17 protein-coding genes are annotated in these 25610 nt (G+C 44.0%); 16 read left to right on the forward strand and 1 reads right to left on the reverse strand.

The window, feature by feature from the left end; all coding sequences use genetic code 11:
* Positions 1-5: 5 nt before the first annotated feature.
* The 9 genes from ACP8HI_RS24000 (at position 6) to ACP8HI_RS24040 (ending at position 11247) form a co-directional block, all read left to right on the forward strand.
* Positions 6-3131: an alpha-mannosidase gene (locus ACP8HI_RS24000; RefSeq protein ID WP_438348622.1), complete on the forward strand. Its 3126-nt coding sequence runs from the start codon at positions 6-8 to the stop codon at positions 3129-3131.
* Positions 3132-3163: 32 nt separating this feature from the next.
* Positions 3164-4483, forward strand: coding sequence for a glycoside hydrolase family 125 protein (locus ACP8HI_RS24005; protein ID WP_438348623.1), 1320 nt, complete (start codon positions 3164-3166; stop codon positions 4481-4483).
* Between the two features lie 71 nt (positions 4484-4554).
* Positions 4555-5553, forward strand: coding sequence for a glycoside hydrolase family 130 protein (locus tag ACP8HI_RS24010; RefSeq protein ID WP_438348624.1), 999 nt, complete (start codon positions 4555-4557; stop codon positions 5551-5553).
* A gap of 99 nt (positions 5554-5652) precedes the next feature.
* Positions 5653-8382 (forward strand): alpha-mannosidase, encoded by a 2730-nt coding sequence (locus ACP8HI_RS24015; protein WP_438348625.1) that lies wholly within the window; start codon positions 5653-5655, stop codon positions 8380-8382.
* A gap of 260 nt (positions 8383-8642) precedes the next feature.
* Entirely contained in the window at positions 8643-8822 is a 180-nt protein-coding gene (locus ACP8HI_RS24020) for a hypothetical protein (protein WP_438348626.1), read from the forward strand.
* Positions 8823-8909: 87 nt separating this feature from the next.
* Positions 8910-9164, forward strand: coding sequence for a hypothetical protein (locus ACP8HI_RS24025; protein WP_438348627.1), 255 nt, complete (start codon positions 8910-8912; stop codon positions 9162-9164).
* Positions 9145-9579, forward strand: coding sequence for a hypothetical protein (locus ACP8HI_RS24030; protein ID WP_438348628.1), 435 nt, complete (start codon positions 9145-9147; stop codon positions 9577-9579). The genes ACP8HI_RS24025 and ACP8HI_RS24030 overlap by 20 nt, the downstream gene beginning before the upstream one ends.
* Positions 9580-9708: 129 nt before the next feature.
* Complete coding sequence (locus ACP8HI_RS24035; RefSeq protein WP_438348629.1) at positions 9709-10656, forward strand: helix-turn-helix transcriptional regulator; 948 nt, start codon at positions 9709-9711, stop codon at positions 10654-10656.
* Positions 10657-10722: 66 nt separating this feature from the next.
* On the forward strand, positions 10723-11247 hold the full coding sequence (locus ACP8HI_RS24040; RefSeq protein ID WP_438348630.1) for a DinB family protein: 525 nt from the start codon (positions 10723-10725) through the stop codon (positions 11245-11247).
* Positions 11248-11327: 80 nt separating this feature from the next.
* On the opposite strand, the gene ACP8HI_RS24045 is transcribed toward ACP8HI_RS24040, so the two are convergent.
* Positions 11328-14858 carry a glycosyl hydrolase 115 family protein gene (locus ACP8HI_RS24045; RefSeq protein ID WP_438348631.1) on the reverse strand — a complete coding sequence of 1177 codons (3531 nt, stop codon included), beginning with the start codon at positions 14856-14858 and terminating at the stop codon, positions 11328-11330.
* A gap of 191 nt (positions 14859-15049) precedes the next feature.
* Here ACP8HI_RS24045 and ACP8HI_RS24050 point away from each other — a divergent pair, with 191 nt between their 5' ends.
* The 7 genes from ACP8HI_RS24050 to ACP8HI_RS24080 all read left to right on the forward strand — a co-directional run bounded on the left by ACP8HI_RS24050 (position 15050) and on the right by ACP8HI_RS24080 (position 25601).
* A complete protein-coding gene (locus tag ACP8HI_RS24050) occupies positions 15050-16657 on the forward strand; it encodes a response regulator (protein ID WP_438348632.1) in 1608 nt (535 codons plus the stop codon).
* Positions 16647-18389: a sensor histidine kinase gene (locus tag ACP8HI_RS24055; RefSeq protein ID WP_438348633.1), complete on the forward strand. Its 1743-nt coding sequence runs from the start codon at positions 16647-16649 to the stop codon at positions 18387-18389. Before ACP8HI_RS24050 ends, ACP8HI_RS24055 begins: the two co-directional genes overlap by 11 nt.
* Positions 18390-18514: 125 nt before the next feature.
* Positions 18515-20227, forward strand: coding sequence for an extracellular solute-binding protein (locus ACP8HI_RS24060; protein WP_438348634.1), 1713 nt, complete (start codon positions 18515-18517; stop codon positions 20225-20227).
* A 232-nt stretch (positions 20228-20459) separates the two neighbouring features.
* Positions 20460-21323: an ABC transporter permease gene (locus tag ACP8HI_RS24065; protein ID WP_438351971.1), complete on the forward strand. Its 864-nt coding sequence runs from the start codon at positions 20460-20462 to the stop codon at positions 21321-21323.
* Positions 21324-21335: 12 nt separating this feature from the next.
* The gene (locus ACP8HI_RS24070; protein ID WP_438348635.1) at positions 21336-22259 is read left to right on the forward strand and encodes a carbohydrate ABC transporter permease; all 924 of its coding nucleotides are present in this window, start codon (positions 21336-21338) and stop codon (positions 22257-22259) included.
* Between the two features lie 102 nt (positions 22260-22361).
* Positions 22362-23366 carry an endo-1,4-beta-xylanase gene (locus ACP8HI_RS24075; protein ID WP_438348636.1) on the forward strand — a complete coding sequence of 335 codons (1005 nt, stop codon included), beginning with the start codon at positions 22362-22364 and terminating at the stop codon, positions 23364-23366.
* Between the two features lie 144 nt (positions 23367-23510).
* Positions 23511-25601 carry an alpha-glucuronidase family glycosyl hydrolase gene (locus ACP8HI_RS24080; RefSeq protein WP_438348637.1) on the forward strand — a complete coding sequence of 697 codons (2091 nt, stop codon included), beginning with the start codon at positions 23511-23513 and terminating at the stop codon, positions 25599-25601.
* The last annotated feature ends 9 nt before the right edge of the window (positions 25602-25610 follow it).

Consider the following 25610-nt stretch of genomic DNA (forward strand, 5'->3'; position numbering starts at 1 on the left):
TAAAGATGGAACGGATCAAACGTTTTATTCGAGAGCTATCCGAGTCTCAATGGTTGGATCAGCGTGAACTTCGTGATTGGGAGATCATATCATCCACATATAAACTGCCAGGAGAGTACGACAACTTGGCACCTTATACGGAGGGAGGGGACTTTGACCTTTTTCCAAGTAAACAAGGAACAACATACTTTTTTCGTTTCCGCTTAGAGATTCCACAAGATTGGCTGAAATCTCATGTCGGCTTGATATTTCAATCTGGCGGCGAAGGAATACTTCGTATAAACGGCAATTCATATCAAGGTTTAGATCGCAATCATACATTTGTTACATTAGGTGCGGACATTGTAGGACGTCCAATGGAACTTGAAATTGAATTGTTTGATCCTATTCCTGAGCCAGTGGACCCGTTGAATCAGCAGGCGGTAATTCAACCGCCAATCCGCTCGATTCAAAGCTTGATCGTTCGTGTTAATCGCCCGGTACAAAGTTTGATGTATACGGCAACTGTTATTCGTGATTCCGCCGTGTTATTGCCGGAGCAGGATTTCCGTCGTACACGCCTTATCGAGGCGTTGTATAGCGCTATGGATGAATTTGTAGCACTTGATGAAGCATCCATTCGGGAGGGCAACCTCGTTACGGAAATAGATTTACGCTTGAAGAAGAGAACTGGGGAAATCGGCGGGAATACCGAAGGTACGATTCACATGGTTGGGCAATCACACATTGATATCGCCTGGTTATGGCCGGTAAGGGAGACAGTTCGTAAGGCGAGTCGAACTTTCTCAACGGTTGATGCGCTCATGAATGAGTACCCAGAGTATCAATACGCTCAAAGCCAGCCTCTATTGTTTGCTTTCTTAAAGGATAACGACCCTGAACTTTATGAAAGAGTGAAGGAAAGAATTAAAGAAGGACGTTGGGAACTCGTTGGCGGAATGTGGGTTGAACCTGATTTGAACATTCCAAGCGGCGAATCTCTCATGCGCCAAATGTTATATGGGCAAAGATTCTATGAGGAAGAGTTCGGTATGACCTCTGAAATCGAATGGTTGCCGGATACGTTCGGATACTGTGCCTCTCTGCCGCAGATTCTGAAGCATGGTGGAATTCAGTACTTCATGACGACGAAGCTTGGATGGAACGATACGAATGTATTCCCTTATGATCTATTCCACTGGGTCGGCATTGATGGAACACCTATGTTGTCTTATCTGAATCATGGTGTAAATGAAAGTACGCTGCCGAAAGATGTACATGAACATTGGCAGTCTTTCCGGGAGAAAGCGAAGCATAACGAGCAGATGTTACTATATGGACATGGAGACGGTGGCGGTGGTGCCACTCGCGAAATGTTGGAATACATTAATCGTGCGGATCTAATGGTTGGACAACCAGCTAGTAAGTACAGCACAGCCGCTGACTTTTTCGCTGGTATTACGGAAGCATCACCGCAGCTACCAGAGTGGCATGGAGACCTATATCTTGAACTTCATCGGGGAACTTATACTACGCATGGCCGCAATAAGCTGAACAACCGGAAGGCTGAGGTTCTATATCGGGAAGCTGAAATGTGGAACACACTTGCAGCGCCGGATATGGAGACAGGTCTACGGGATGAGGCTAGTCAGTCACTGCATGATGGCTGGAAACTAATTTTACTCAACCAATTCCACGACATTATTCCGGGTTCCGCGATTACAGAAACATATGTAACTTCGATGAAGGAATATACGGAAATTTTTGAACATGGAAATAAGGGTCTTGCTCAAGGTTTGGAAGTGTTAGCTGAACAAGTAAATACAGAGGGCGAAGGTACGCCTTATATCATATTCAACAGTCTAGGCTGGTCACGAGATGCCATCATTGAAATTACGAGTGAGGACGAATGGACTGGACAAGCTGCTTATGACGGAGAAGGAACCCGTCTCGACATGGATATCACAGCTAATGAAGCGGAAGATAAGACTATAGCTTGGATACGTGTACCAAACGCACCTGCGCTTGGTTATAAGACGATTTGGCTGAGAAACGTGGACGAAAAAAACTCTGCTGCTTCTATCCATTCTGGAACCCATCGAGAAGTTAGTTTGAACAAAGAGTGGGAGACCGAATACTACCGTATACGTTTCAATGATCGGGGTGAAATTGTTAGCCTGTTTGATAAAGCAGCAAAGCGGGAAGCAATTAAGCCTGGAGAAAGTGCGAACCGATTACATTTCTTCCATGATCGTCCAACGCTTTGGGATGCTTGGGATATTGATACTCGGTATGAAGAGCAACCAGCCGGAGATGCTGAGCTTCTGGAGATGAGACTTCTTAGCTCTGGAGTCATTCAGGATGTGCTGCGTTTCCGCTGGAAGCTGAATCAATCGGAGATTACACAAGACATGATTCTATATCATCATGATCAGCGCATTGATTTCAAGACGAAAGTAAGCTGGAATGAATCTCATAAATTGCTCAAGGTCGGCTTCCCTGTAGATGTAGTAACGGACAAAGCGACGTATGAAATTCCGTTCGGCGCACTAGAACGTCCAACTCATCGGAATACAAGCTGGGAACAGGCACAGTATGAAGTGTGTGGCCATCGTTTTGCGGATGTATCTGAACGTGGATATGGTGTCAGCTTGTTGAATGATTGCAAGTACGGTTATGACATTCAAGGCAGTACCATTCGCCTGTCATTGTTACGCGCACCGAAATGGCCAGATGTAACAGCAGATCTGGGGGAGCATGAGTTCACATACTCACTCTACCCTCATACTGAGGATTGGCGTCAAGCTCATACTCTCAGAAAAGCAGCTGAACTGAACCATGCTCCTGTTGTTGTACAATCCCAGACTAAACAAGGTTCGCTACCGAGCATGCAATCCTTAATCCACTTCTCAGGACAACATGTTATTCTCGATACGGTTAAACCGTCCGAGGATGGAATAGGCAGTATCTTGCGTTTTTACGAATCCACAGGTGGTCGTGAAACGGTAGAACTAAACTGGCCGCAGGCTTGTACTAACATCTTCGTGTCCAATGCTTTGGAGCAAGAGATGGACAAGATAGAACATGAGGGTGGTCGGATTGAACTGCAATTCGCCCCGTATGAGATCAAGACCATTAAAATTAACTACTAAAAATATGTATAACATAAAGGAGCGAGAATACCATGGAACAATTCAGACTTCCCAAAATACCGATGCCTGAGCTTACATTACCGGTAGCTATACAAGAAGTACTGGCCGAAGCCGAGGAAAAGTTGGCTCATCGACCGAAGCTATTGCAACTGTTCAAAAATTGTTTTCCCAATACGCTAGAAACAACAACGAAACTGATGGATGATGGAACAACCTTTGTCATTACTGGAGACATCCCGGCTTCGTGGCTGCGCGACTCGGTGGAGCAGGTGATTCAATACGTACCGTTTGCCAAGGATGATTCCGACTTGCAACGTATCATAGGCGGGCTTATTAAACGTCATATTCAATATATTCATATCGATCCGTATGCTAATGCATTCAACGAGTCTGCTAACGATTGGCATTGGAATACTACGGATGTTACTGACATGTCACCATGGGTATGGGAACGTAAATTTGAGATCGATTCTTTGTGTTTTGTTGTTCGTCTGGCCTATACCTACTGGAAAGAGACGGAGTTAACGGATATCTTCAACGCTGATTTCAAGTCGGCAATGAGATGTATCTTTGACCTGTTCAAAACAGAGCAACATCATTTCGAGCAGTCTCCTTATCGATTCACTCGGAATAATGGAATTCCTGAGGATTCATTACGTAACAATGGGCTTGGAATGCCAGTCAATTATACGGGCATGATCTGGTCCGGCTTCCGCTCTAGTGACGATGCTTGCGATTTCCACTACAACATTCCAGGTAACATGTTCGCGGTTGTGGCGCTTCGTCAGATGCAGGAATTTGCGGAATGGGTATTCCGTGATATGGAATTCCTAGCTGAACTGAAAGATTTGGAATTAGAAGTTGATCATGGTATCAAATTATATGGTATTTATCGTCATCCTGAATTTGGACCGATCTATGCTTATGAAACAGATGGATTCGGAAATTACTGCTTGATGGACGATGCAGGCACTCCGGGATTGATGTCTATCCCTTATCTTGGTTACTTGACTGCGGACGATCCCATTTATCAGAATACTAGACGTTTTGCGTTGAGCAAAGAGAACCCATTCTACTTCGAAGGTAAAGTGGCGAAAGGTATCGGTAGTCCGCATACGCCAGAGAACTACATTTGGCATATGGCGTTATCCATGCAGGGAATTACGGCTCAGACGGCTGAAGAAAAATTAGAAATGATCGCTATGCTGGAGAGTACGGATGCTGACACTGGATATATGCATGAAGGATTCCACGTAGACGATCCAACGGTTTTCACCCGTAAGTGGTTTGCATGGTCAAATAGTCTGTTCTCACAGCTTGTGTATCGTGCGATGAAGGAAGGCATTCTCTAAGCCTGACTTATAAAAGGCAAATCGGGATTGACCTGAAATATAAATGCTTTTAATGAAAAGGAGATATGAAAATGAGTAAAATTATCGGAGAAAAATTGTCGAACATCCCTTGGCAGGAGAAGCCTGCCAACATCAACGCGCCGATCTGGCGGTATAGCGCCAATCCGATTATTAATCGGGATGCTATTCCCAATTCGAACAGTGTATTCAACTCGGCCGTTGTTCCTTTTGAAGGCAAATTTGCCGGCGTATTCCGCTGCGACTCCAAGTCTGTCAGCATGGACATTTTCGCTGGTTTCAGTGACGATGGCGTGAACTGGACAATCAATCACGATCCTATCGTGTTTGAGGGAGACGAAGAAATAATTAAGCGCGAATACCGTTATGATCCACGGGTCATCAAAATTGAAGACCGCTTCTATATTACGTGGTGCAATGGCTATCATGGCCCTACCATCGGAATTGCCTATACGACCGATTTCAAAACTTTCCACCAATTGGAAAATGCCTTCTTGCCTTATAACCGCAATGGTGTGTTGTTCCCGCGTAAAATCAATGATCATTATGCTATGGTCAGCCGCCCAAGTGATACGGGCCACACTCCTTTCGGGGACATTTTTTACAGCGTAAGTCCTGATCTTACCTTCTGGGGTAAGCACCGTTTTGTAATGGGCACAGTAGATGGAGATGCATCGGCTTGGCAGTCCAAGAAAATTGGCCCAGGTCCTGTTCCAATCGAAACTGACAAGGGTTGGCTGTTGATTTATCATGGGGTAATCAACACCTGCAATGGGTTTGTATATCGTATGGGTGTCGCACTCTTGGATATTAATGAGCCGTGGAAGGTTATAGCGCGCTCACGTAATTATATTATGGGACCTGAAACGTTGTACGAATGTGTGGGAGATGTTCCGAATGTAACCTTCCCTTGTGCTGCTTTGACGGATGCGGAAACCGGACGGATTGCCGTTTACTATGGCTGTGCGGATACGGTAACGGGACTGGCATTTACAACTGTTGATGAGTTGCTCGATTACATGGAGAAGTATCCTCTGGAAGTAGAGTCTTAATAGACTGAACGGATAGAACTACAGAGGGAATATCGACCGAATGAGGTCGATGTTCCCTTCTGATAATAAAGGTTAAATGAAAGGGGAGTCATGTGGATTATGACTAACAAAAGAACAGCGCACATTATTTCACACACACACTGGGACCGGGAATGGTACTTACCTTATGAGAAGCATCATGTCCGTCTAGTCCAGTTGGTGGATGCATTACTGGATAAATTAGATGGAGATTCGGAATTCAAGAGTTTCTATTTGGATGGACAGACGATTATTCTGGAGGATTATCTCCAGGTTCGTCCGGAGAATCAGGAGCGGCTGCAACGACATATTACAGATGGGCGGCTGTTGATTGGCCCTTGGTATATATTGCAGGATGCGTTTCTAACGAGCGGAGAAGCGAACGTACGTAACATGCAGATCGGGCATCGGGATTCCAAACGTTACGGTGAGCCATCGAAGATTGGCTATTTCCCTGATACATTTGGCTTAGTCGGCCAAACCCCACAGCTCATGTTGCAATCCGGCATCACAAATGCCTTCTTCGGGCGTGGTGTAAAGCCAACTGGATTCAACAATATGGTGTCAGATGGCGACTATGAGTCATCGTTCTCCGAGTTGGTCTGGGAAGGACCGGATGGTTCCAAAGTGCTCGGCATTTTGTTTGCCAACTGGTACTCTAACGGGAATGAAGTGCCTACCGATGAAACGGAGGCAAAGACATTTTGGGATAAGAAGCTGGCAGATGCGGAGAAATATGCATCGACAGATCAGCTACTGTTCATGAATGGTTGTGATCATCAACCGTTGCAACTGGATCTACCGGAAGCGATCGAGAAGGCGAAAGAACTGTACCCGGATACGGAGTTTATTCATTCGAACTTCCCAGATTACCTACGCGCAGTTGAGGGCGCCGGGGATCGTGAATTGTCATCGGTAAAAGGCGAGCTTCGTAGCCAACGTACGGATGGTTGGGGCACGCTTGTGAATACGGCATCAGCTCGTGTATACCTGAAGCAGATGAATCAAGAAGGACAAGCGATACTAGAGAAGGTCGCTGAACCACTTGCATCTATCGCTCATGTGTTGGGACAAGACTATCCGCATCATTTGTTTACTTATGCTTGGAAGACGTTGATGCAGAACCATCCGCACGATAGTATTTGTGGATGTAGCGTAGATGAAGTTCATCGTGAGATGGTTACGCGCTTCGACAAGAGCCGCCATGTGGCAGAGAGCATCATTGATGACAGCAAACGTATCATTGCTGAAGCAGTGAACACTTCAGGCTTTGCTCAGTTTGGTGAAGATCCTCTACCACTTCTCGTGATGAACACGACCGGATGGAGCCGTACGGGAACCATATCGATTGAGTTGGACGCTGCTCGTTTGTATTTACGGGAAGGATTCACGCTTGAGGAGACTGCGCAGCGGATGAAGGACGTTGATCTTTCCGGCCGTCTGCTTGTTGATGAGCAAGGAAATATGCTGAATTGCACGGTGGAAGATCTAGGTCTTCTGTTCGGCTACGATTTGCCTAACGATAAATTCCGCCAGCCGTATATGTGTCGCAAGGTCAAATTGACGTTCCAAGCAGAGGATGTACCAGCTATTGGCTTGCGTACGTATGCTTGGGTACGGAAAGAAGGCGCTCTAGCTTCTAGCGATTCTTTATTTACGGGAGACCGTACGATGGAGAATGCTACGATGAAAGTGAATGTTGCCAATGACGGTTCATTCACGCTGACTGACAAAACAACAGGCCGTATCTACAGTGATCTTGGAGTATATGAGAATACTGGAGATATCGGTAACGAATATATGTACAGACAACCTGATGGTGAGAAGACGTTGACGACGAAGGGGCTTACTGCAGGGATCTCCGTGCTGGAAGATACACCTTATCGCGCTTCGGTAGAAGTTACCCATGACTGGGAAATTCCTACATCAGCTGATGAGAAGTTAGATGAAGAACAACGGGCATTGGTGTATTATCCAGAGCGTACTGCACAGCGAAGTAGCCAGACTGTGATCTTGAAGATCCGTACGGTTATTACGCTGGAGCAGGGCGGAAAAGGCGTGCAAATCGAGACGAAACTGGATAACCAAGCGAAGGATCACCGTGTTCGGGCATTATTCCCTACCGATCTACAGACCGCTGTACATCATATTGATTCGATGTTTGAGGTTGTGAAGCGGGATAATGAGCCTGCGCCAGAATGGCAAAATCCGAGCAATACGCAACATCAGCAAGCTTTCGTTGACGTAAGCGATGGAACTGCTGGACTTACGGTTGCCAATCTCGGCCTGAATGAGTATGAAATTTTACGTGACGGTCGAAATACAATCGCGATCACATTGCTCCGCAGTGTGGGAGAACTTGGCGATTGGGGATTGTTCCCTACACCGGAAGCGCAATGCCTTGGTGAGCATACCGTCCGTATGGAGCTCATTCCACACACGGGAGACGGTATGACGTCTGGTGCTTATGCTGAAGCTTATCAGTTCCAGATTCCTTGGACTGTGTGCCAAAGCGACGTTCATGAAGGTCCGATTTCTCCTGCGTATACTCCTTTTAAATGGGAGAATGCAGAGCTTGCCTTCTCTTCGATGAAGATGAACGAAGAGAGTGGAGATCTTATGCTACGTTGGTACAACATGAGCAAGGAACAAACTGAACTTACATTAAGTACAGACATTCCTTGTGAACACTTCTACAAAACAACAATATTGGAAGAGGCCATGCCGCCGTTAGCGAAGAATGCCGTAGATGGTTTGTCTATGGTAATCGCACCATACGAAATTGTGACGACAGGCCTTCGTCTTTATTAAAAATATAAGGGAGTATAAGTTTGACTTGACACTCTATTCCTTATATTTCCGCTGAAACGGGTGCCTTAAAGCGATACGAAGTATCGCTAGCATCGGAAGCATAATCTTTTTGAAAAAGGACGGCGAAGCCGTTTCTACTTGTTAACATGTAATTCAATTAAGAGGTGCAGAGAGGGGCTTTTTTCAGTCATTTAAGTGACCGGGAAAGCCCCCTTTTATTTATTGTACTATGGACAATCAGACAAGAGGAGGTAGAGAAAATGAAACTACATTTGAACGGCGTGACGGAAGAGATGTCACAAGGTGTAGCTCAGTTAGCTGACATGCTTGGTTTTCAACTTCACCCAGATGGATTGGTTATTGACGTTATTCAGGAAGAAGGCCCCCTGATAGTTTCTTTAATCGGATGCAAGGGACGTATGAGTTTATTGAGCAAATGATCCATACAGCGGCAAAGACATTCCGCTCGAAGCGGATTCATATCGGTATGGATGAAGCCTTTCAGGTCGGATTGGGGCGTTATTCACATGTGGAACTCTAGCGCTCCAAATTACGGTAAGACCTGGACTACGAGTCATCCAGCACTCCGGGCCGCCAAGAACAAAGGGTTAAAGGAAGTATTTGCTACGGCATGGGGTGACAACGGGATTGAAACGAACCATTATGTCATTTTAGCTGGACTCCAGTTGTTTGCGGAACACGGCTATGGAGATGAGGTAGACGACGTACATCTAGACAAACGCCTGAAGGCCTGTACCGGGCATGCCAACTCCACTCTATGAGTTATTCGAAAGCTATGAGAAGCTTGCTAGTATTTTATCTTTGAAATCGACACTTGGTGTACGTATCAAGCGAAGCTATGATACCAAACAAGTGGAGGAATTGAAGACCATAGTCAGCACCGAATTACCAGAACTGATCACGCGCGTGGAGGAGCTACGACTGGCTCACCGCAAGATGTGGATGCTCACCTATAAGGCGTTTGGTTGGGAAGTGCTCGATATCCGTTATGGCGGATTAATGGCCCGTATCCAATCGGCCGGAGACCGAATTATGGATTATGTAGAAGGGCATGTTCCTGCTCTGGAAGAGCTGGAGGCTGTGCGTCTGATCTTTGACCAGAATGGCGTGCCGACGGCACCTCTTCATGTGAATGCATCTTATCAATCGATTGTAACAACGTCTGCGCTGACTTAAGATAGGTCGCCTTTTTGATTAAATAGCGGGTCTTCTACTATGCATAATCGACTTACTTGCCGTTACAGACAACTTGGCTTACCATAATACTGTCGAGATTTATGTATCACAATAAAGGATGTAGCAGCTATGAACAAAACAGAGCGTTTGTTAGCCATCGTACTTGAGTTGCAACGCAAAGGGGTTTTGCGAGCGGAAGATCTAGCGGCAATATTTGAAACGAGTAGAAGGACCATATATCGGGATATTCAAGCGCTTAGTGAGGCAGGAGTGCCAGTTGTAGGCTCTCCTGGGCTAGGATATTCTCTGATGGAGGGCTACTTCTTGCCGCCCGTGAGCTTCACGGTTGAAGAAGCCGTAGTGTTGCTCATTGGAGCTGACTTTATCGAACAAAAATTTGATATAAGCTATGGTGCGAGGGCACAAACCTCTCAAAGGAAAATTGAAGCTATTTTACCGGAAAGTGTTCGAAGAGAGGCGACTCGAGTGCGTACAAGCATTAGATTATTAGCTTCAGGTGAGGCTGTAAATAGTGGACAAGAGAAAGAATACATAGAAACATGGCGCCAGTCTATATTGGAGGAGCGGAAGGTAAATTTCTATTATTCGAAAGTCACATCTGCAGATGGTGACAAGCGAGATAGCGTTCGTACCGTTGCCCCTTATGGACTTGTGCTTGTCAGTGGTGCATGGATATTGATTGCACGATGTGATTTGCGGCAGGAGCTACGCCATTTCCGATTATCTCGGATGAGTAACCTTACCGTTCTAGAAGACAGATTCAAGGTTCCGTCGAATTTTAATTTGCAGGATTACCAACCTGCAGATGATCGCCATTTATGTGTTCGTATTCAAGCGAACCATACCATTTCTGATAAAATAAAAGAATCGAATAACTTTTATATGGAATCATTAGAGGATCATCAGGATGGATTGATTGTGACCCTTCGTGTCCGACAGATCGAGGAAATACTATCTTGGGTGCTCGGGTGGGGGGCAGAGGTTGTTGTACTAGAGCCCGAATCACTTCGGGACCGAGTTCGTGAAGAAGCTGAAAGAATGTTAAAACGCTACTGACATACTGTTGTCAGTAGCGTTTCTGTATAGTGAGACTAGTTAAAGAAAAGGAGTTGTCTAAAGTTTATGAATACGCTCGAATCATTGAAGTGTTTGGAAGAAATAACGAATACCTATCTGGATGAATTAAATGTTCTCAGTATAGAACAACTGACTCGACAACCGAGTGAGAATGAATGGTCTATTGGCCAAATGTATCTTCATTTGATTGGTTCTGCATTGTTCATGCAAATTCGTAGCATTGAGGAATGCATGACGCAAGCGGATACTTTTAGCACCACAGAGGGGAAAACAGAGGCAGGGAAAGCTATATTTGAACAAGGTGGATTTCCACCAATCCGTATTCATGTCCCAGCTTCACCGCAGTACACGCCTCAACAACCCAGAGATAAAGAACAAATTACCGAAGGTCTGAACACAGTGCTACGTCGAATGAAAGAGATCGAGCCCCGGCTGGACCAATCATCGTTGCTCAATACCGCTCCACATCCTAGACTCGGTGCGTTAAATGCGAGGGAATGGTTTATATTCGTCGAGATGCATTACCGCCATCATTTATTACAGAAGGATCGTTTGAAACAATATCGATAATGCTAGAAATCTATATATAGAACAACAGCAGGCCTAGGATAACCAATCCTAGGCCTGCTGTTTATAGATCAGCTATTAACTTAAAGCTCCCAATCCGAAACGTATTCTCGTGTCTGCCCATCTATCGTGATGGCAGTCTTTAACTTATATACGTTACTATTGTTCGACTCAGAAAGGCATAGTTGGTGCATCTCTTGGCCGCCCACAGCAAGGGTATTAGCAAGTGTAGATTGATCTAGTAGTGATCCATCTTCTGTATACAACGATACCGTCATCCCATACTGATAGCTGGAGGATACATCTTTGTTGATTACCCCAATTTGTGCGACAAGGGGCTTAGTCGGAAGTAAGTTACTTCTGCGTAACGACGGTCGTACGCTCAGCATATGTGGGGTGACTAATGTAAGGACAAGCTCCATTGGAGCGGTATATCCATCCTCCACCATGACCTCAAGCGCATGTTCGCCGGACTCAAGTACAATTCGCCCCATCGAATGAGTGTCAGAACCCTGTCGAGCTCCATCTGGATCAGATGAGATTGGACTAGATATATCACGTCCATCACACTTCAAAGCAAACTTAACGTTATGATTGCCATTGACCGTGGTATTGTCCTGAGCAGGCAGTGATACATCATATATTCCGCTATGTTCAACGAAGATTTCTATACGTTCCGATTCGGCTGATGACGGGATGGTAATGACACCCGGCACGGATACTGGATCGTATGAATAATCACTTAATTGTATGGACGTATCTAAAGCCTTTCCGCCATAGTAACTTTCTGTAGGTCCAAGGTAGCTTGGTTCTAAATCACCATGATCTATAACAATCTTCTGCAGAACCGCAATCGGATCGACCATCCAAATGGTTAAAGTATGATAGCCTGGTTCAGCAATGTGATGTACGCTAACAGCTGTACGTATGTTGTGGATGACACTTACTTCCCAGTCCTTCTCATGGAATGAGCCATCAGGCATCCGTAACATCGCATCGCATATCTCTACTGGACCATCATCGAAGGAGACGCCTAGTCTTAGCCCCATTCCCGGAACGAAATCATTCGATGGCGCAAGAAGTAGAGACACCGTGACTTCCTCAGGCTGAACTAGATACACTTGATATTCCAGACGTGGAGATTTCTCTGGCACCGGAGGATCCGCGCAAGGAGTCGTGACAGGGAAGACGGCCATCGAGGAGAGGGTTCGACCGTAACCATCGATGCGCTCCCACTCAGCACTAGATGCTGCTATCTTACGAGTATAATTCTCTGCTTCAATAGATACATATCCATTCGTCTCCATGTGCCCGATTAGCGTCCCACGCTTTGGACTTACGGGATGGAAAATGCTCAGCTGGATGTTGACTTTGACATCATCAGCACCGATGACGGTGATCGTCTCGGTAACAGCCTCACCTTGAGGAGCTGCCTCCCAATCAATGTCTACCCAGATCCGCTTCTGCTTCAGAACCTGACCTTCTGATGAAGTTATTGTAATCCAAGGGACATCTACATGAACGCTGTAGTTAAAGGGAGATGAGCGTTTATTGAATATTTCGAAATATCGCTTCTCCTGCGTGAACACATCGAATCTAGGCAATGCGCACAACGAATCATTACCATTGCTTGGCCATACATTTATGGAACCCTCCACGGAAACGCCCATTTCTGCGCCTTCTTGTTCTTCTACACGCCCAACCTCTGGCATGATGTTATGAGGGGGTTGGTTCCAATACGTATACCCAATATGCGTCTGGTCCATCATATGATCCCATTTGCCCAACGATAGCCGTTTGTTATAGTCGAATGTGAGTTCTTGATCTGCTTCAAACAGAAGCTCGGCAGCACGCGCTTCTACATTAGCCATGATCCGGCCTTGTTGAGCATACAACTTACTTTTCTCTGCATGGACATACAGCTCAAGCACTTGAGCTGAAGCCTTTACAGGGTATAGTACTAATTGGAAGAAGGTATCTTGGAGATGCCCTGGAAGCTGACCAAATAATCGTTCTGCTCGGACGGTAATATCACGGAATTCCGCAACAACGGTTTCAGCTTCTTTATAGTTGATAAGGCTGTAAAGATCTACGGCATTCAACAACTCCGGTTTTAATCGACCATTATATTTAGTATAACGCTCTAATAAGTCAGTAATTTCATCAGCATGTTCAGCACCGAACTGACGATTCACCCATTGGAGTGTATACGAATGGAAGTTATCTTTCGTGAAATGTTCAATATTCCAAGCCATACGTAGGAAATATTCCATTGGGAATTCCATAGGCTTCAAATCGCCGACATTAAGAATCCATATTCGGTCCGCACCGTATTCATATGCTTTGTGCATTTGCTCCCATATTTTCTGAATCGGTACGGTGTTAAGCCATTTATAAGAACGAGGACCACCGACATAATCGAGATGGTAATATACGCCTGCTCCACCAGAGCGAGTGCGTTCTTCATCTGTGGGTACTCTTCGTAGATTACCATGGTTATCATCTGACCACAGTAGGGTGATATCATCCGGTACTCTCATCCCGTTTTCATAGTAATCTTGAACTTCCTTATACAGAGCCCACAGTTGAGGTACCTGTGTTACATCGGAATTCATCTCGGTAGCGATAATTTTACGCTGATCTTCCACAACATGTTGCAGCAGATCTACCTTCTCTTCAAAAGACAGGTGTCCACCCATCGGTTCATCGCCATCCCCACGCATGCCAAGCGTAACAATGGTCTCGTAATCACGACTGCGTGAGATCCCTTCCTCCCAGAAACGATACAGCACGTCACGATTCAGTGAATAATCCCATGGACCTTGCTTATGTTTCTTCCAATCTCCGTGTGGGCGAAGCATCGGTTCATGGTGAGATGTGCCAATGACAATACCGTAGTAATCAGCTACCTTGGGATTAAGGGGATCATCCTCGTGGAAGGTGTTATCCCACATCGCTGGCCATAGATAATTCGCCTTAAGACGTAGAAGTAACTCAAATATACTCTCGTAAAAGTTGTGATTCATATCATCATAATTAGAGCGAGCCCAAGCCATGAGTGAAGGACCTTCATCGTTGAGGAAAATACCGCGATATTTCACAGACGGTTCTCCCTGCTTGTACACGCCTGGTTTAACATACAAGTCGCTTTGTTGAATGGTTGGAACGTCTGCCCACCAATGCCAAGGTGATACACCGATGTTCTCGGAGACATCATACATGCCAAAGATCGTACCCCTCTTATCGCTTCCTGCGATGACGAGTGCATGCTCTATGCCTGGAAGTGGGTTGATTACCGTCTGGATCACAAAGGATTCCCATTGATTAGCTACACCGTGTGTGTCGATTTTCCCATCCGTAATGAGTTGGTCAATGAGTGGACTCTGACCGATGGTACCTATTAGAACGATATGACCGGATGGCTCGGACAACTCATGGATTAGACTAGGCGAGTGTAGGGTAACCCTAGTGATATCTTTACATAGGTCCTTGGCTGCGCGCGTGACTCCTGGGTCTTCAGTCGAAGAAATGTAGAGATTAGCAACCTTCCCTTGATGAACCAGTTGGAGATAATCTTGCTCCATATGAGAATGAATATAGTTATGATTAAACATGAGGAACCCCCTCGTGAATGATATATTTTGGTGAATTTTTGAACAACTTCTATTCGATCATGCTATCATATTTGTACCACGGCAGGGTACCATACAAACTATAGTAAACACTTTGAGAAATGATATTTACATTGATAGGTTTTTAGAGTCTTTTTGAAATAGTATTATGACTGCAGAGAGGGGAGCACATCATGTTTAAAGTTATTTTAGTAGATGATGAAATGTTTACACGTAAAGGGTTAATTAAATTGATAGACTGGGAAGCTTGTGGATTCGAAGTTGTAGGGGAAGCTGACAATGGGGAAGATGCCTTAGAATTGATAGGGAGTATTCAGCCCGATTTAGTCATTACGGATATCCGTATGCCTGTACTTGATGGGCTTGAGCTCATACGTAGGGTTACCGAGGAAGGGGACGCAGATCCCGTATTTATTATTCTCAGTGGATATGATGATTTTAATTATGCCCAAAAGGCAGTGAGATATGGTGTACATGATTTCATTCTAAAACCCATAGATGAGATTGAATTCACTGAAACACTTCAAGCATTAACCATTAAGCTAGCCCGTGATCAAGAGGATCGTAGTATTAAGGATAACTTACTGACCGGTGCGATGATTGAGACACTTATACTGGATCATCCAGACGATGCTTTCTTGGCTGAATGGGAAGATCGATTGATGTTAAAAGAAGTGAATGGTCTATATTATATGTTTGCAGAGTTGAATGATATCCATCTTTCAACTGAAGATGGGATGTCTCCAAGCCTTTCAGGATTTAGGGAAATTCTGCAACGGACTCTCCAACGGATCACAGGGGGCGGACAGCCCTTCTATTTGCATGAGCATCGCAACCGTGTTGGTTTCATCATTCCAGACAGTATGCTGCAGCCCTTCCAAGGTAAGATTAGACCATTCGCAGAAGTCCTGCTGCAACAGCTGAGGAATGAATGTGGTTTCAGAATTTTCTTGTATGCAGGGTGCAAGGTAGGCTGCTTAACGGACATACGTGATTCGTATCGAAGTGCTAAGGAAGCGCTCCAATACAAATATGTGCATGATGATACAGGTATCGTTATTCATGATGAAGGCTCCATGCAGGCGCTTCAATATATGAGTCTGGACGATAAGCTGTATAGCCAACTGGTTGAACAGATCGAGGAGATGGCATCTGAAAATCTGGACAAAACGATTGATGAGATATTTGATAACTTCCGTGACAAATGTTATGCACCAGAAGCCGTGAAAACGAATATCCATCAATGCGTGACGATGATCGTTAGAATCATTCATGAAATGGATGGTGATGAGCAGGAAATCACTACATTAGAGATGCTACTGGACTGGCATGACTTGAATCTGTCTCTTAGCGAGTTAAGACGAATCTTCATGACATTTGCAGAGGAAAGTGGTCGGTATATGGCTAAACTCCGGAAAAGGCAACAAAGTGGCGATATTCCGAAAATTCGGTCATACATTGAAGCTAATTATCAGGAAAATATTAGTCTTAAGTCCATTGCAGCCGCATTTTATATTAATCCGGTATATCTAGGTCAGGTCTTTAAGAAGACATACGGGATGTATTTTAACGACTTCTTGCAACAATTGAGAGTTAATGAAGCGAAGAGGCTATTGCGGCAGACCGATCTACGTATTTACGAAGTGGCTGAACGAGTAGGATTTGGTAACAGTGATTATTTTGTAACCAGATTTGAGAAGATTGAAGGTGTTACCCCAAGTGAATATCGAAACAGCTTGATAAAGGGGGGAAGTCCGAAAGGACGGTTGAATGAGACCTAGTCTGAATAACATTCGCATGCGCAATAAAATGTTGATCATTTACTTTTTATGCGTCTTCCTGCCACTCTTAATTATTAGTTTTATTTTCTATTATATGACGACCAATAATATGAAAGATCAAATTATTGAAGATAGCACCCGTGCCATGGAGCAAGTAAAGAACGAGTTCGCCAAGGAAGTTGAAGGAACGATGGAAATATCATCCTTGTTCTATACGGATCATCTGCTAAATGAAGTTATTGATACAAAATATATTCATCCTGCTGCGTATATTGGGGCATATGACGGCTATCTGCGCCGAATTCTAAATGCATACAGCCCAGTGTATAACGCGGTAGGAGAGATCACGATCTATGTGGATAATCCGACATTACTATATTCTGGTGGGGTTAATATGATCGATGAGCGAGTGAAGGAGAATGGATGGTACCAGCAGATTGTGAGTAATCGTTGGTCTCAACCGATTATTGTGCGGACAGGTGATGGCGATACCGTGAGAACGTTCAGCATCATTCGCAGGATGGATTCCTTTTATTCGCAGAATAATTATCAGAAGATCCTTAAGATTGATATGAAAATGTCGTCTATAAAACAGATATTTAGCAATTTGAACTTACAAGGTAGCACTTATCTATTGGACGATAACGGTCTGATTCAGTATACAACGGACTCGAGTATCGATATAGAGAAAGATCCCGTAGCCTTCAATACGATAGAATCTTCTGATGATCAGATTGAATTTCGCACCAAATATACGATGACTAATGATCTGAATGGATGGAGCATCGTAACTAGGGCTACTAAGGAGGAAGTATTCAAGGAAGTACATCAATCGCGTAATTTCATCATTCTAATTACAATCATAAATACGCTTTTACCTACTTGTATTATTATCTGGGTCACTCGCTCGCTGAACGTACGGATTATCCGTATTTTGAAACATATGAAGAGGGTTAAGAATCAACACTTCGATATCATTAAGGAAGATCATTCTCAAGATGAGATCGGTCAATTGACGGAAGAGTTCAATCGGATGACTCTCCAGATCGCCAATTTAATTAATGATGTGTATGTGGCAGATATTCAGAAGAAAGATCTCGAAATTCAGCGCAGGAATGCTCAACTTAATGCTCTGCAAAGTCAGATCAATCCTCATTTCCTCTTTAACGCACTAGAGACCATCCGGATGAGGAGTATCATGAAGGACGAGAAGGAGACGGCTCATATCATACAGAATATGGCAAAGATATTCCGCAACTCACTTATCTGGAAGAGGGACATGATTACGCTCAAGGAAGAGCTTGACTTCATTCACTGTTTTCTCGAGATTCAAAGATATCGATTCGGAGATAAGCTTAATTACACTGTACGAGTAGAAGAGAGTCTTTATAAGTTCCTCATTCCGAAGATGTCTGTCTTAACGTTCGTGGAGAATGCGAGCATTCATGGGATTGAACCACTTAAGTCCGGTGGACGGATTGAGGTGGATATTAAGCGGGATCGAAACGATCTTATTTTCCTTATCCAAGACAACGGTCCGGGGATGGAACGTGAGAAGATCGAGCGGCTTTACAGTTATATCAAGGATGAGGAAGAGATGGGTGAAAGGGTAGGTATACAGAATGTGATCTATCGCCTTAAGCTATATTTCGGTACACGGTTTGAGCTAGTGATCGATAGTTATCCCGAAGGGGGAACTCAGATCATGCTTAGAATCCCGTTGGAAGAGTAACACAGCATCTATAGTTTTCTAAGTACCACCTTTAGAATGGTGGGTAAAAGTAAGCCCCACGCTGATCTATAATGAATATGAAAGCACTTACAATAAACATAGTTCGAAGGGGGATTATTACGAGTATGGTAAAAAAACAGATAGGCCTAATTTGTCTGACAGCGGTTATGATGGGATCCATTCTAGCAGGCTGCTCCGGAAACAATGGTAATACAGCTAACGGCGGCAACACTAGCACTTCTAAAGATCCAGCTGTAGCTACTGAAGAGAAGCTAGATAAGGTAACGTTCTCGTATTTTAATGCAGCAGCAGGTAAAGATGTTCAGACAAAGGATACGAAGATCGGTAAAATTTTTGAAGATCAGACGGGTGTGAATTGGAAGATTGAACACCTCGTGGGTGATGAGAATACCAAGGTTGGAACATTTATTGCAAGTAATGATTTCCCAGATGTTATGGTACCAGGGGACTCCATTGATAAAATTGTTGATGCAGGTGCGTTTATCTCTTTAAATGATTTAATTGAGGAACATGGTCCGAACATTAAACGTGTATACGAACCTTATCTTAACTTGATGAAGGATAAGGATGGCAATATTAACTTCCTACCACTTAGCGCCACAGTAGGTGAATATATTCCGGGGCCGAATATTGAACAAGGTGCATACTGGATTCAACGTCGAGTCTTGAAAGAAGCTGGATACCCAACAATTAAGACATACGATCAGTATTTGAACTTAATTCGTGATTATGTTGCTAAGCATAAGGATGAGGGCTTGACTGGTTATCTGGCGCTGACTGCACAAGATCAGTTCTTCGCATTCACTAACCCGCCGATGCACTTAGCAGGCTATCCGAACGATGGTGGCGCAATGATTGATATGCAGACTTTTCAAGCGACAGATTATGGCGATGAAGACGTTACGAAACGTTATCTCCAAGAATTGAATAAGCTCAACGCTGAGGGAATCTTTGATAAGTCATCCTTCGTTGATACCAAAGATCAATATATCGCGAAGATCGCTTCTGGTAAGGTACTTGGGTTCTTCGATTACAAATGGCAAGCAGGTCAAGGGATCAATAGTTTACGTGAAGCTGCATTAGCATCGGGTAACGATGATCTAGATTATATGGCACTTCCTATCGTATTTGATGAGGATATTAAGGATCAATATCTTGATCCACCTGCCTTTGTAAGTAATCGTGGTGTAGGTATTACGGTTAGCGCCAAAGATCCAGTTCGTATCATTAAATTCTTCGACAATTTGTTAACGGATGAGAACCAAGTTCTCTCTAACTGGGGAATTGAGGGTGAAACGTACAGTATTAATGAGGAAGGACGCTTCCACCGTACAGCAGAACAAATTACACAAACGAATGAGGAATCATTCAAACAGTCATTTGGGTTTACGTATTTCGAATATAGCTGGCCACGATATGGTAATGGATCATCCTTGGCAGACGGTAACTCTGTAGGGGCGGGACGTCAACCAGAGGTTGCACAAATGTCATACAGCGAAGGCGATAAGAAGCTTCTAGAAGCTTACAAAATTGAATCCTTCTCAGAGCTATTCTCTGCACCAGACGACCGTCCGTGGTATCCAGCATGGAGTATTTCAATTGAACAAGGATCACCAGCGCAAATCTTCGAACAGAAGAAGAGTGATCTACAACGTAAATACTTCCCACAACTGGTTCTTGCAGCTCCGGCTGATTTCGAGAAGATCTGGACTGAGTATTACACAGCATTCAATAAGTTAGATGTTAAATCATATGAAGATGCAGTTACTGAGGGTGTAGCTAACAAGATAGCGATCGTAAAAGGTACAGCTAAGTAAAACGAAAGAATGAGAAAGGATTGAGGGAAGCGAGGTTCTCCGGTTATGGACAATCTCCTTTCCTTTCCCTTCACTTTCATTGTTGCTTCTAAGAGCGGATAGAGAGAGAGGAGAATATACTGTGAGTAATACTGTACCGATAGTGCCGGTCGAGTCTCCGAGATTAGATAATACTCCGACAGGATTGAAAGGTTTCATTAGAAAGATTGGTCAGCAAAAGACACTTGTTTTTATGTCAGTTCCTTTTTTAATATGGTTATTTGTTTTTAAATATGTACCTCTCTGGGGTTGGACAATTGCTTTTCAAGATTTTAAACCGGCTAAAGGATTCACGGATCAAAAATGGGTTGGTCTAAGGCATTTCCGATTCTTATTTCAAGATGATCATTTTCTATTAGTGCTTAGAAATACATTAGCAATGAGTTTTATTAACCTTGTGCTAGGTTTTTGTACAGCTATTATTCTAGCATTACTTCTCAATGAACTCCGTAATGTGATGTTTAAGAGGGTCGTGCAGACGATCAGTTATCTACCTCACTTTATATCATGGGTAGTTGCTGCAAGTATCATTACAACCGTGCTATCAACGGACGGGGGGGTTATCAATGAGATACTTTTATGGCTTGGATTCATTAATGAACCTATCCTGTGGCTTGGGAAAGGTGAATATTTCTGGGGAATACTCGGTGCTTCGGAAGTCTGGAAGAATGTGGGCTGGAACACTATTATATATTTAACAGCAATAACTTCGGTAGATCCATCACTATATGAAGCGGCTGAAATCGATGGAGCCGGGCGTTTTAAACGGATCTGGCATATTACGCTTCCAGGTATTAAACCTGTCATTGTGATTCTAATGATTATGAACATTGGTAATTTACTTGAATCTGGCTTCGAACCGCAATATTTACTCGGTAACGGGATGAATATCGACTTCTCTGAGAACTTAGATATCTTCGTACTCAAATATGGTATTCAGATGGGTAACTTCTCATTGTCTATTGCAGCTGGAATGTTTAAGACTATCGTCAGCTTTATTTTGTTATTCAGTGCTAACAGCATCGCGAAGAAATTGGGCGAAGCCAGACTTTTCTAAGGAGGATTTATAATGGCAAAGACAGAACAGAAATATGCGCGTTTCAAATCCCCTGGGGATCGGGCTTTTGACGCCTTCAATATTTTCATGATGTTATTACTGGTCATAGTTACACTGTATCCTTTCATTAATACACTGGCGGTTTCTCTCAATCAAGCGAATGATTCGCTTAAGGGCGGCATTTATTTATGGCCACGAGAATTCACGTTGGAGAATTACAAATATGTTCTGAAAGAATCATCGATCTACCAGGCTACCTTTATTTCAGCGATGAGAACGATCATAGGTACAGTGACCTCCGTTTTATGTTGTTCGATGGTTGCCTATACGATTAGCCGTCCGGAATATGTTCTACGGAAGTTTGTATCGCTTGCTTTTATTCTTACAATGTATTTCAGTGGAGGACTTATTCCTAACTTCTTACTTATTCGTGAACTTGGTATGATTGGGAGTTTCTCTGTATATATCATTCCTGGATTGATCGGAGTGTTCAACGTTATCGTTATCCGTTCGTTCATTGAGGGATTGCCTGAAGGAATCCTTGAATCGGCTCGGATCGATGGAGCTGGGGAATTTACAACGTTCTTACGTATCGTGGTTCCATTATGTATACCTGTACTTGCAACCGTGTCACTCTTTACGGCAGTAGCTCAATGGAACTCGTGGTTTGATGTGTTTCTCTATAACTCATCTTATCCTGATCTAAGTACACTACAATATGAGCTCATGAAGATATTACAGAACTCCGGTGCATCGATGAACTCTCAAGATTATTCGTCAATGTTCTCAGGATCAGAGAATCTGGCTAAACAAGTCACACCGACATCCGTTCGCGCTACGATGACGATTGTTGCCAGCGTTCCGATCATTATGGTGTATCCATTCCTACAGAAATACTTTGTTCAGGGGATGACTATTGGTGGCGTGAAAGGATAATAGTGCGAGTTTAAAAGATGACTTTTTGAACTGCCTCTATACAGGTGTTACGAAACGGCATGGCTGTTTCTACTTAATTTTAACAATAAGGAGAGATACTCTATGACGATTATGGGAGTACGTAAGGAAGCGAAGCTGAAGGAAGTATTTGCGGAGGACTTTCTGATTGGAGCGGCAGTGAATCCCAAGACAATTATTAGTCAGAAGGAATTACTAGCTTATCATTTCAATAGCATTACAGCGGAGAACGAAATGAAGTTCGAGAGTCTACACCCAGCGGAGGACACATATACATTCGAGTTGGCAGACCAACTGGTAGACTTCGCACGGAGTAACGATATGTCGATGCGTGGTCATACGCTGTTGTGGCATAATCAGACACCAGATTGGGTATTCGAAGACAAGGATGGCAAGGCTACTGATCGCGAGACATTACTTGAGCGAATGAAGGCGCATATCGATACGGTAGTAGGTCGATATAAGAATGATATTTATGCTTGGGATGTGGTGAATGAGGTCATTGAGGATGAAGGTGAGGTACTTCTACGTAAGTCGAAGTGGCTAGACATTATCGGGCCTGATTTCATTGCTAAAGCATTCGAGTATGCACATGAAGCTGATCCGAAAGCTTTGTTGTTCTATAACGATTACAATGAATCTCATCCGCTGAAGCGAGATAAGATAGTTAAGTTATTGAAGTCACTCCTTGATCAAGGAGTACCGATCCACGGTGTCGGTCTTCAAGCTCACTGGAATTTATATGATCCATCTCTAGATGATATTCGTAGTGCCATTGAGAAGTATGCTTCTCTTGGTCTGAAATTGCACTTTACTGAACTGGATGTATCCCTATTCCGCTTCGATGATAAGCGCACGGATCTGATTGCTCCCCCAGAGGATTTGCTAGAGATGCAAGCAGAGCGATATGGTGCTATGTTCAAGCTAATGAAAGAGTATCAAAGTGACATTACTTCCGTTACTTTCTGGGGTGCGGCTGATGATTACACATGGTTGGATGATTTCCCAGTGCGAGGACGGAAAAATTGGCCATTCTTGTTTGATGAGTTGCATCAGCCGAAGGCTGCCTTCAAGAGACTCGTGGAATAAGAGAATTAGGCTTGAGACTAGAAGAAACGGCATAGCCGTATTTATCCGTGATGCCGGTCTTCGTGACCGGCATTTGTTGTATAAAAAGAGAAAAATCCTAAATATAAATACAATCTAATGATACCCAAGGAGGGAATATATCGTATGGAAAGCACTTTATACAAAGCCTGGCTACAATATTCTGAGGTGAAGGATCCAGCATTACGGGCTGTATACACTAAGATTCTTGGGAATGTCGTTACGGGAATTAGAACAACGGATGTCGTCATGAATGCAGCGATACATGAACTGAAGGAAGCAGCCTCTTCCATGTTAGGTATTCAACCTGATGTGATACAAGATTGCACGGACGCATCGTATATTCGTATAGGTACGGCAACAGAGGCAATAGATTGGAAAGAGCTAGAAGGCGATCAAGATTCCTCATCAGATGTGAAGCAAGATATTGAGAATCTCACAACCGAAGGATTTATATTACGTCATATCGTTTCGAACCAAGGAAGCTATATGTTGTTAATAGGGGGCTCGGAAACGGGAGTTTTATATGGTGTGTTTCACTTGTTAAGACTCATCGCAAGTGGCGTTCAGCTTACGGGTCAGTATATTATAGAACAACCAATAAATCAGATTCGGATGATTAATCAATGGGATAATGCAGATGGTTCTATTGAGAGGGGATATGCTGGTTCATCTATCTTCTATCATAACGGGAAGATTACGGAACATTTAGTAAGGGTCAAAGATTACGCACGGATGTTAGCCTCCGTCGGGATCAATAGTATTTCTATAAATAATGTCAATGTGCATGAGATAGAGACAGGCTTCATCACGCCCGAACTGCTACCTGATGTGGCTCGAGTTGCAGGGGTATTTCGTGAATACGGCATTCGTCTGTTTCTCAGCGTGAACTTTGCAGCACCGATTGAAGTGGGTGGACTCACAACAGCTGATCCACTGGACGAAGGAGTTCGACAATGGTGGCGTGGTACGGCAGACGTTGTCTACCAATCGATTCCAGACTTTGGCGGTTTCCTCGTTAAGGCGGATTCCGAGCATCGTCCAGGTCCGTTTACGTATGATCGCGATCACGCGGATGGAGCGAACGTGCTTGCAGAAGCACTGGAACCACATGGTGGGATTGTGATCTGGCGTTGTTTCGTATATGACTGTATGCAGGACTGGCGTGATCGCTCAACAGATCGAGCACGTGCGGCATATGACCATTTTAAACCACTAGATGGAAAATTCCGAGATAATGTTATGTTACAAATTAAGAATGGACCGATGGATTTCCAAGTGCGGGAGCCAGTCTCTCCTTTGTTCGGCGCGATGAAGAAGACGAATCAGATGTTAGAATTCCAAATTACACAAGAGTATACCGGTCAACAGCGGCATGTTTGCTACCTAGTGCCACAGTGGAAGAAAGTGCTTGATTTCGATACACATGCCAATGACCAGGGTGCGAAGGTCAAGAGAGTCGTAGATGGATCGGTATTCGATATGAAGTACAGTGGTATTGCTGCGGTCTCGAATATCGGAGATGACGAGAACTGGACAGGGCATACATTAGCTCAAGTGAACCTTTATGGTTATGGCAGGCTCATATGGAATCCAGAATTATCAGCGGAAAATATTGCGGAAGAGTGGGCAAAGCTCACATTCGGGAACGATGCTCAGGTGGTAGGAATCGTATGCGGCATATTAATGAAATCTTGGCCTATATATGAGAGCTATACTGCACCGTTAAGCGTTGGCTGGATGGTAACACCGCATTATCATTATGGACCAGATGTGGATGGCTATGAATATTCACGTTGGGGAACGTATCATTTCGCCGATCGAAATGGGATGGGTGTGGATCGTACATTAGCGACGGGAACAGGTTATGCGGCTCAATATTATCCTGAGAATGCGGCTTTATATGAGTCTCTTGAATTATGCCCGGACGAACTCTTGTTGTTCTTCCATCATGTTCCATATAGCCATCGCCTTCATTCGGGCAAGACGGTCATTCAGCATATTTACGATACCCATTTCGAAGGGGCAGAGGAAGCGAAGCAACTACAGAAGGAATGGTCTGAACTCGAGAGCAAGGTCGATCGCGATCGTTTCGCCCAAGTGGCTGGACGACTGGAAGAACAGGTGGAGCATGCTCATCACTGGCGAAATGTTATCAATACGTACTTTTATCGTAAATCAGGCGTGGAAGATGAGCAGGGTAGAACCATTTACTAATGAGAGGAG

The organism is Paenibacillus sp. FA6 (assembly GCF_051550225.1).
GTDB lineage: Bacteria > Bacillota > Bacilli > Paenibacillales > Paenibacillaceae > Paenibacillus_AQ.

Excerpts from the sequence above, each read along its gene's own strand:
- ACP8HI_RS24000 (WP_438348622.1), top strand. The coding sequence starts at position 6 with ATGGAACGGATCAAACGTTTTATTCGAGAGCTATCCGAGTCTCAATGG.
- ACP8HI_RS24005 (WP_438348623.1), top strand. The coding sequence starts at position 3,164 with ATGGAACAATTCAGACTTCCCAAAATACCGATGCCTGAGCTTACATTA.
- ACP8HI_RS24010 (WP_438348624.1), top strand. The coding sequence starts at position 4,555 with ATGAGTAAAATTATCGGAGAAAAATTGTCGAACATCCCTTGGCAGGAG.
- ACP8HI_RS24015 (WP_438348625.1), top strand. The coding sequence starts at position 5,653 with ATGACTAACAAAAGAACAGCGCACATTATTTCACACACACACTGGGAC.
- ACP8HI_RS24020 (WP_438348626.1), top strand. The coding sequence starts at position 8,643 with ATGAAACTACATTTGAACGGCGTGACGGAAGAGATGTCACAAGGTGTA.
- ACP8HI_RS24025 (WP_438348627.1), top strand. The coding sequence starts at position 8,910 with ATGTGGAACTCTAGCGCTCCAAATTACGGTAAGACCTGGACTACGAGT.
- ACP8HI_RS24030 (WP_438348628.1), top strand. The coding sequence starts at position 9,145 with ATGCCAACTCCACTCTATGAGTTATTCGAAAGCTATGAGAAGCTTGCT.
- ACP8HI_RS24035 (WP_438348629.1), top strand. The coding sequence starts at position 9,709 with ATGAACAAAACAGAGCGTTTGTTAGCCATCGTACTTGAGTTGCAACGC.
- ACP8HI_RS24040 (WP_438348630.1), top strand. The coding sequence starts at position 10,723 with ATGAATACGCTCGAATCATTGAAGTGTTTGGAAGAAATAACGAATACC.
- ACP8HI_RS24045 (WP_438348631.1), bottom strand. The coding sequence starts at position 14,858 with ATGTTTAATCATAACTATATTCATTCTCATATGGAGCAAGATTATCTC.
- ACP8HI_RS24050 (WP_438348632.1), top strand. The coding sequence starts at position 15,050 with ATGTTTAAAGTTATTTTAGTAGATGATGAAATGTTTACACGTAAAGGG.
- ACP8HI_RS24055 (WP_438348633.1), top strand. The coding sequence starts at position 16,647 with ATGAGACCTAGTCTGAATAACATTCGCATGCGCAATAAAATGTTGATC.
- ACP8HI_RS24060 (WP_438348634.1), top strand. The coding sequence starts at position 18,515 with ATGGTAAAAAAACAGATAGGCCTAATTTGTCTGACAGCGGTTATGATG.
- ACP8HI_RS24065 (WP_438351971.1), top strand. The coding sequence starts at position 20,460 with ATGTCAGTTCCTTTTTTAATATGGTTATTTGTTTTTAAATATGTACCT.
- ACP8HI_RS24070 (WP_438348635.1), top strand. The coding sequence starts at position 21,336 with ATGGCAAAGACAGAACAGAAATATGCGCGTTTCAAATCCCCTGGGGAT.
- ACP8HI_RS24075 (WP_438348636.1), top strand. The coding sequence starts at position 22,362 with ATGACGATTATGGGAGTACGTAAGGAAGCGAAGCTGAAGGAAGTATTT.
- ACP8HI_RS24080 (WP_438348637.1), top strand. The coding sequence starts at position 23,511 with ATGGAAAGCACTTTATACAAAGCCTGGCTACAATATTCTGAGGTGAAG.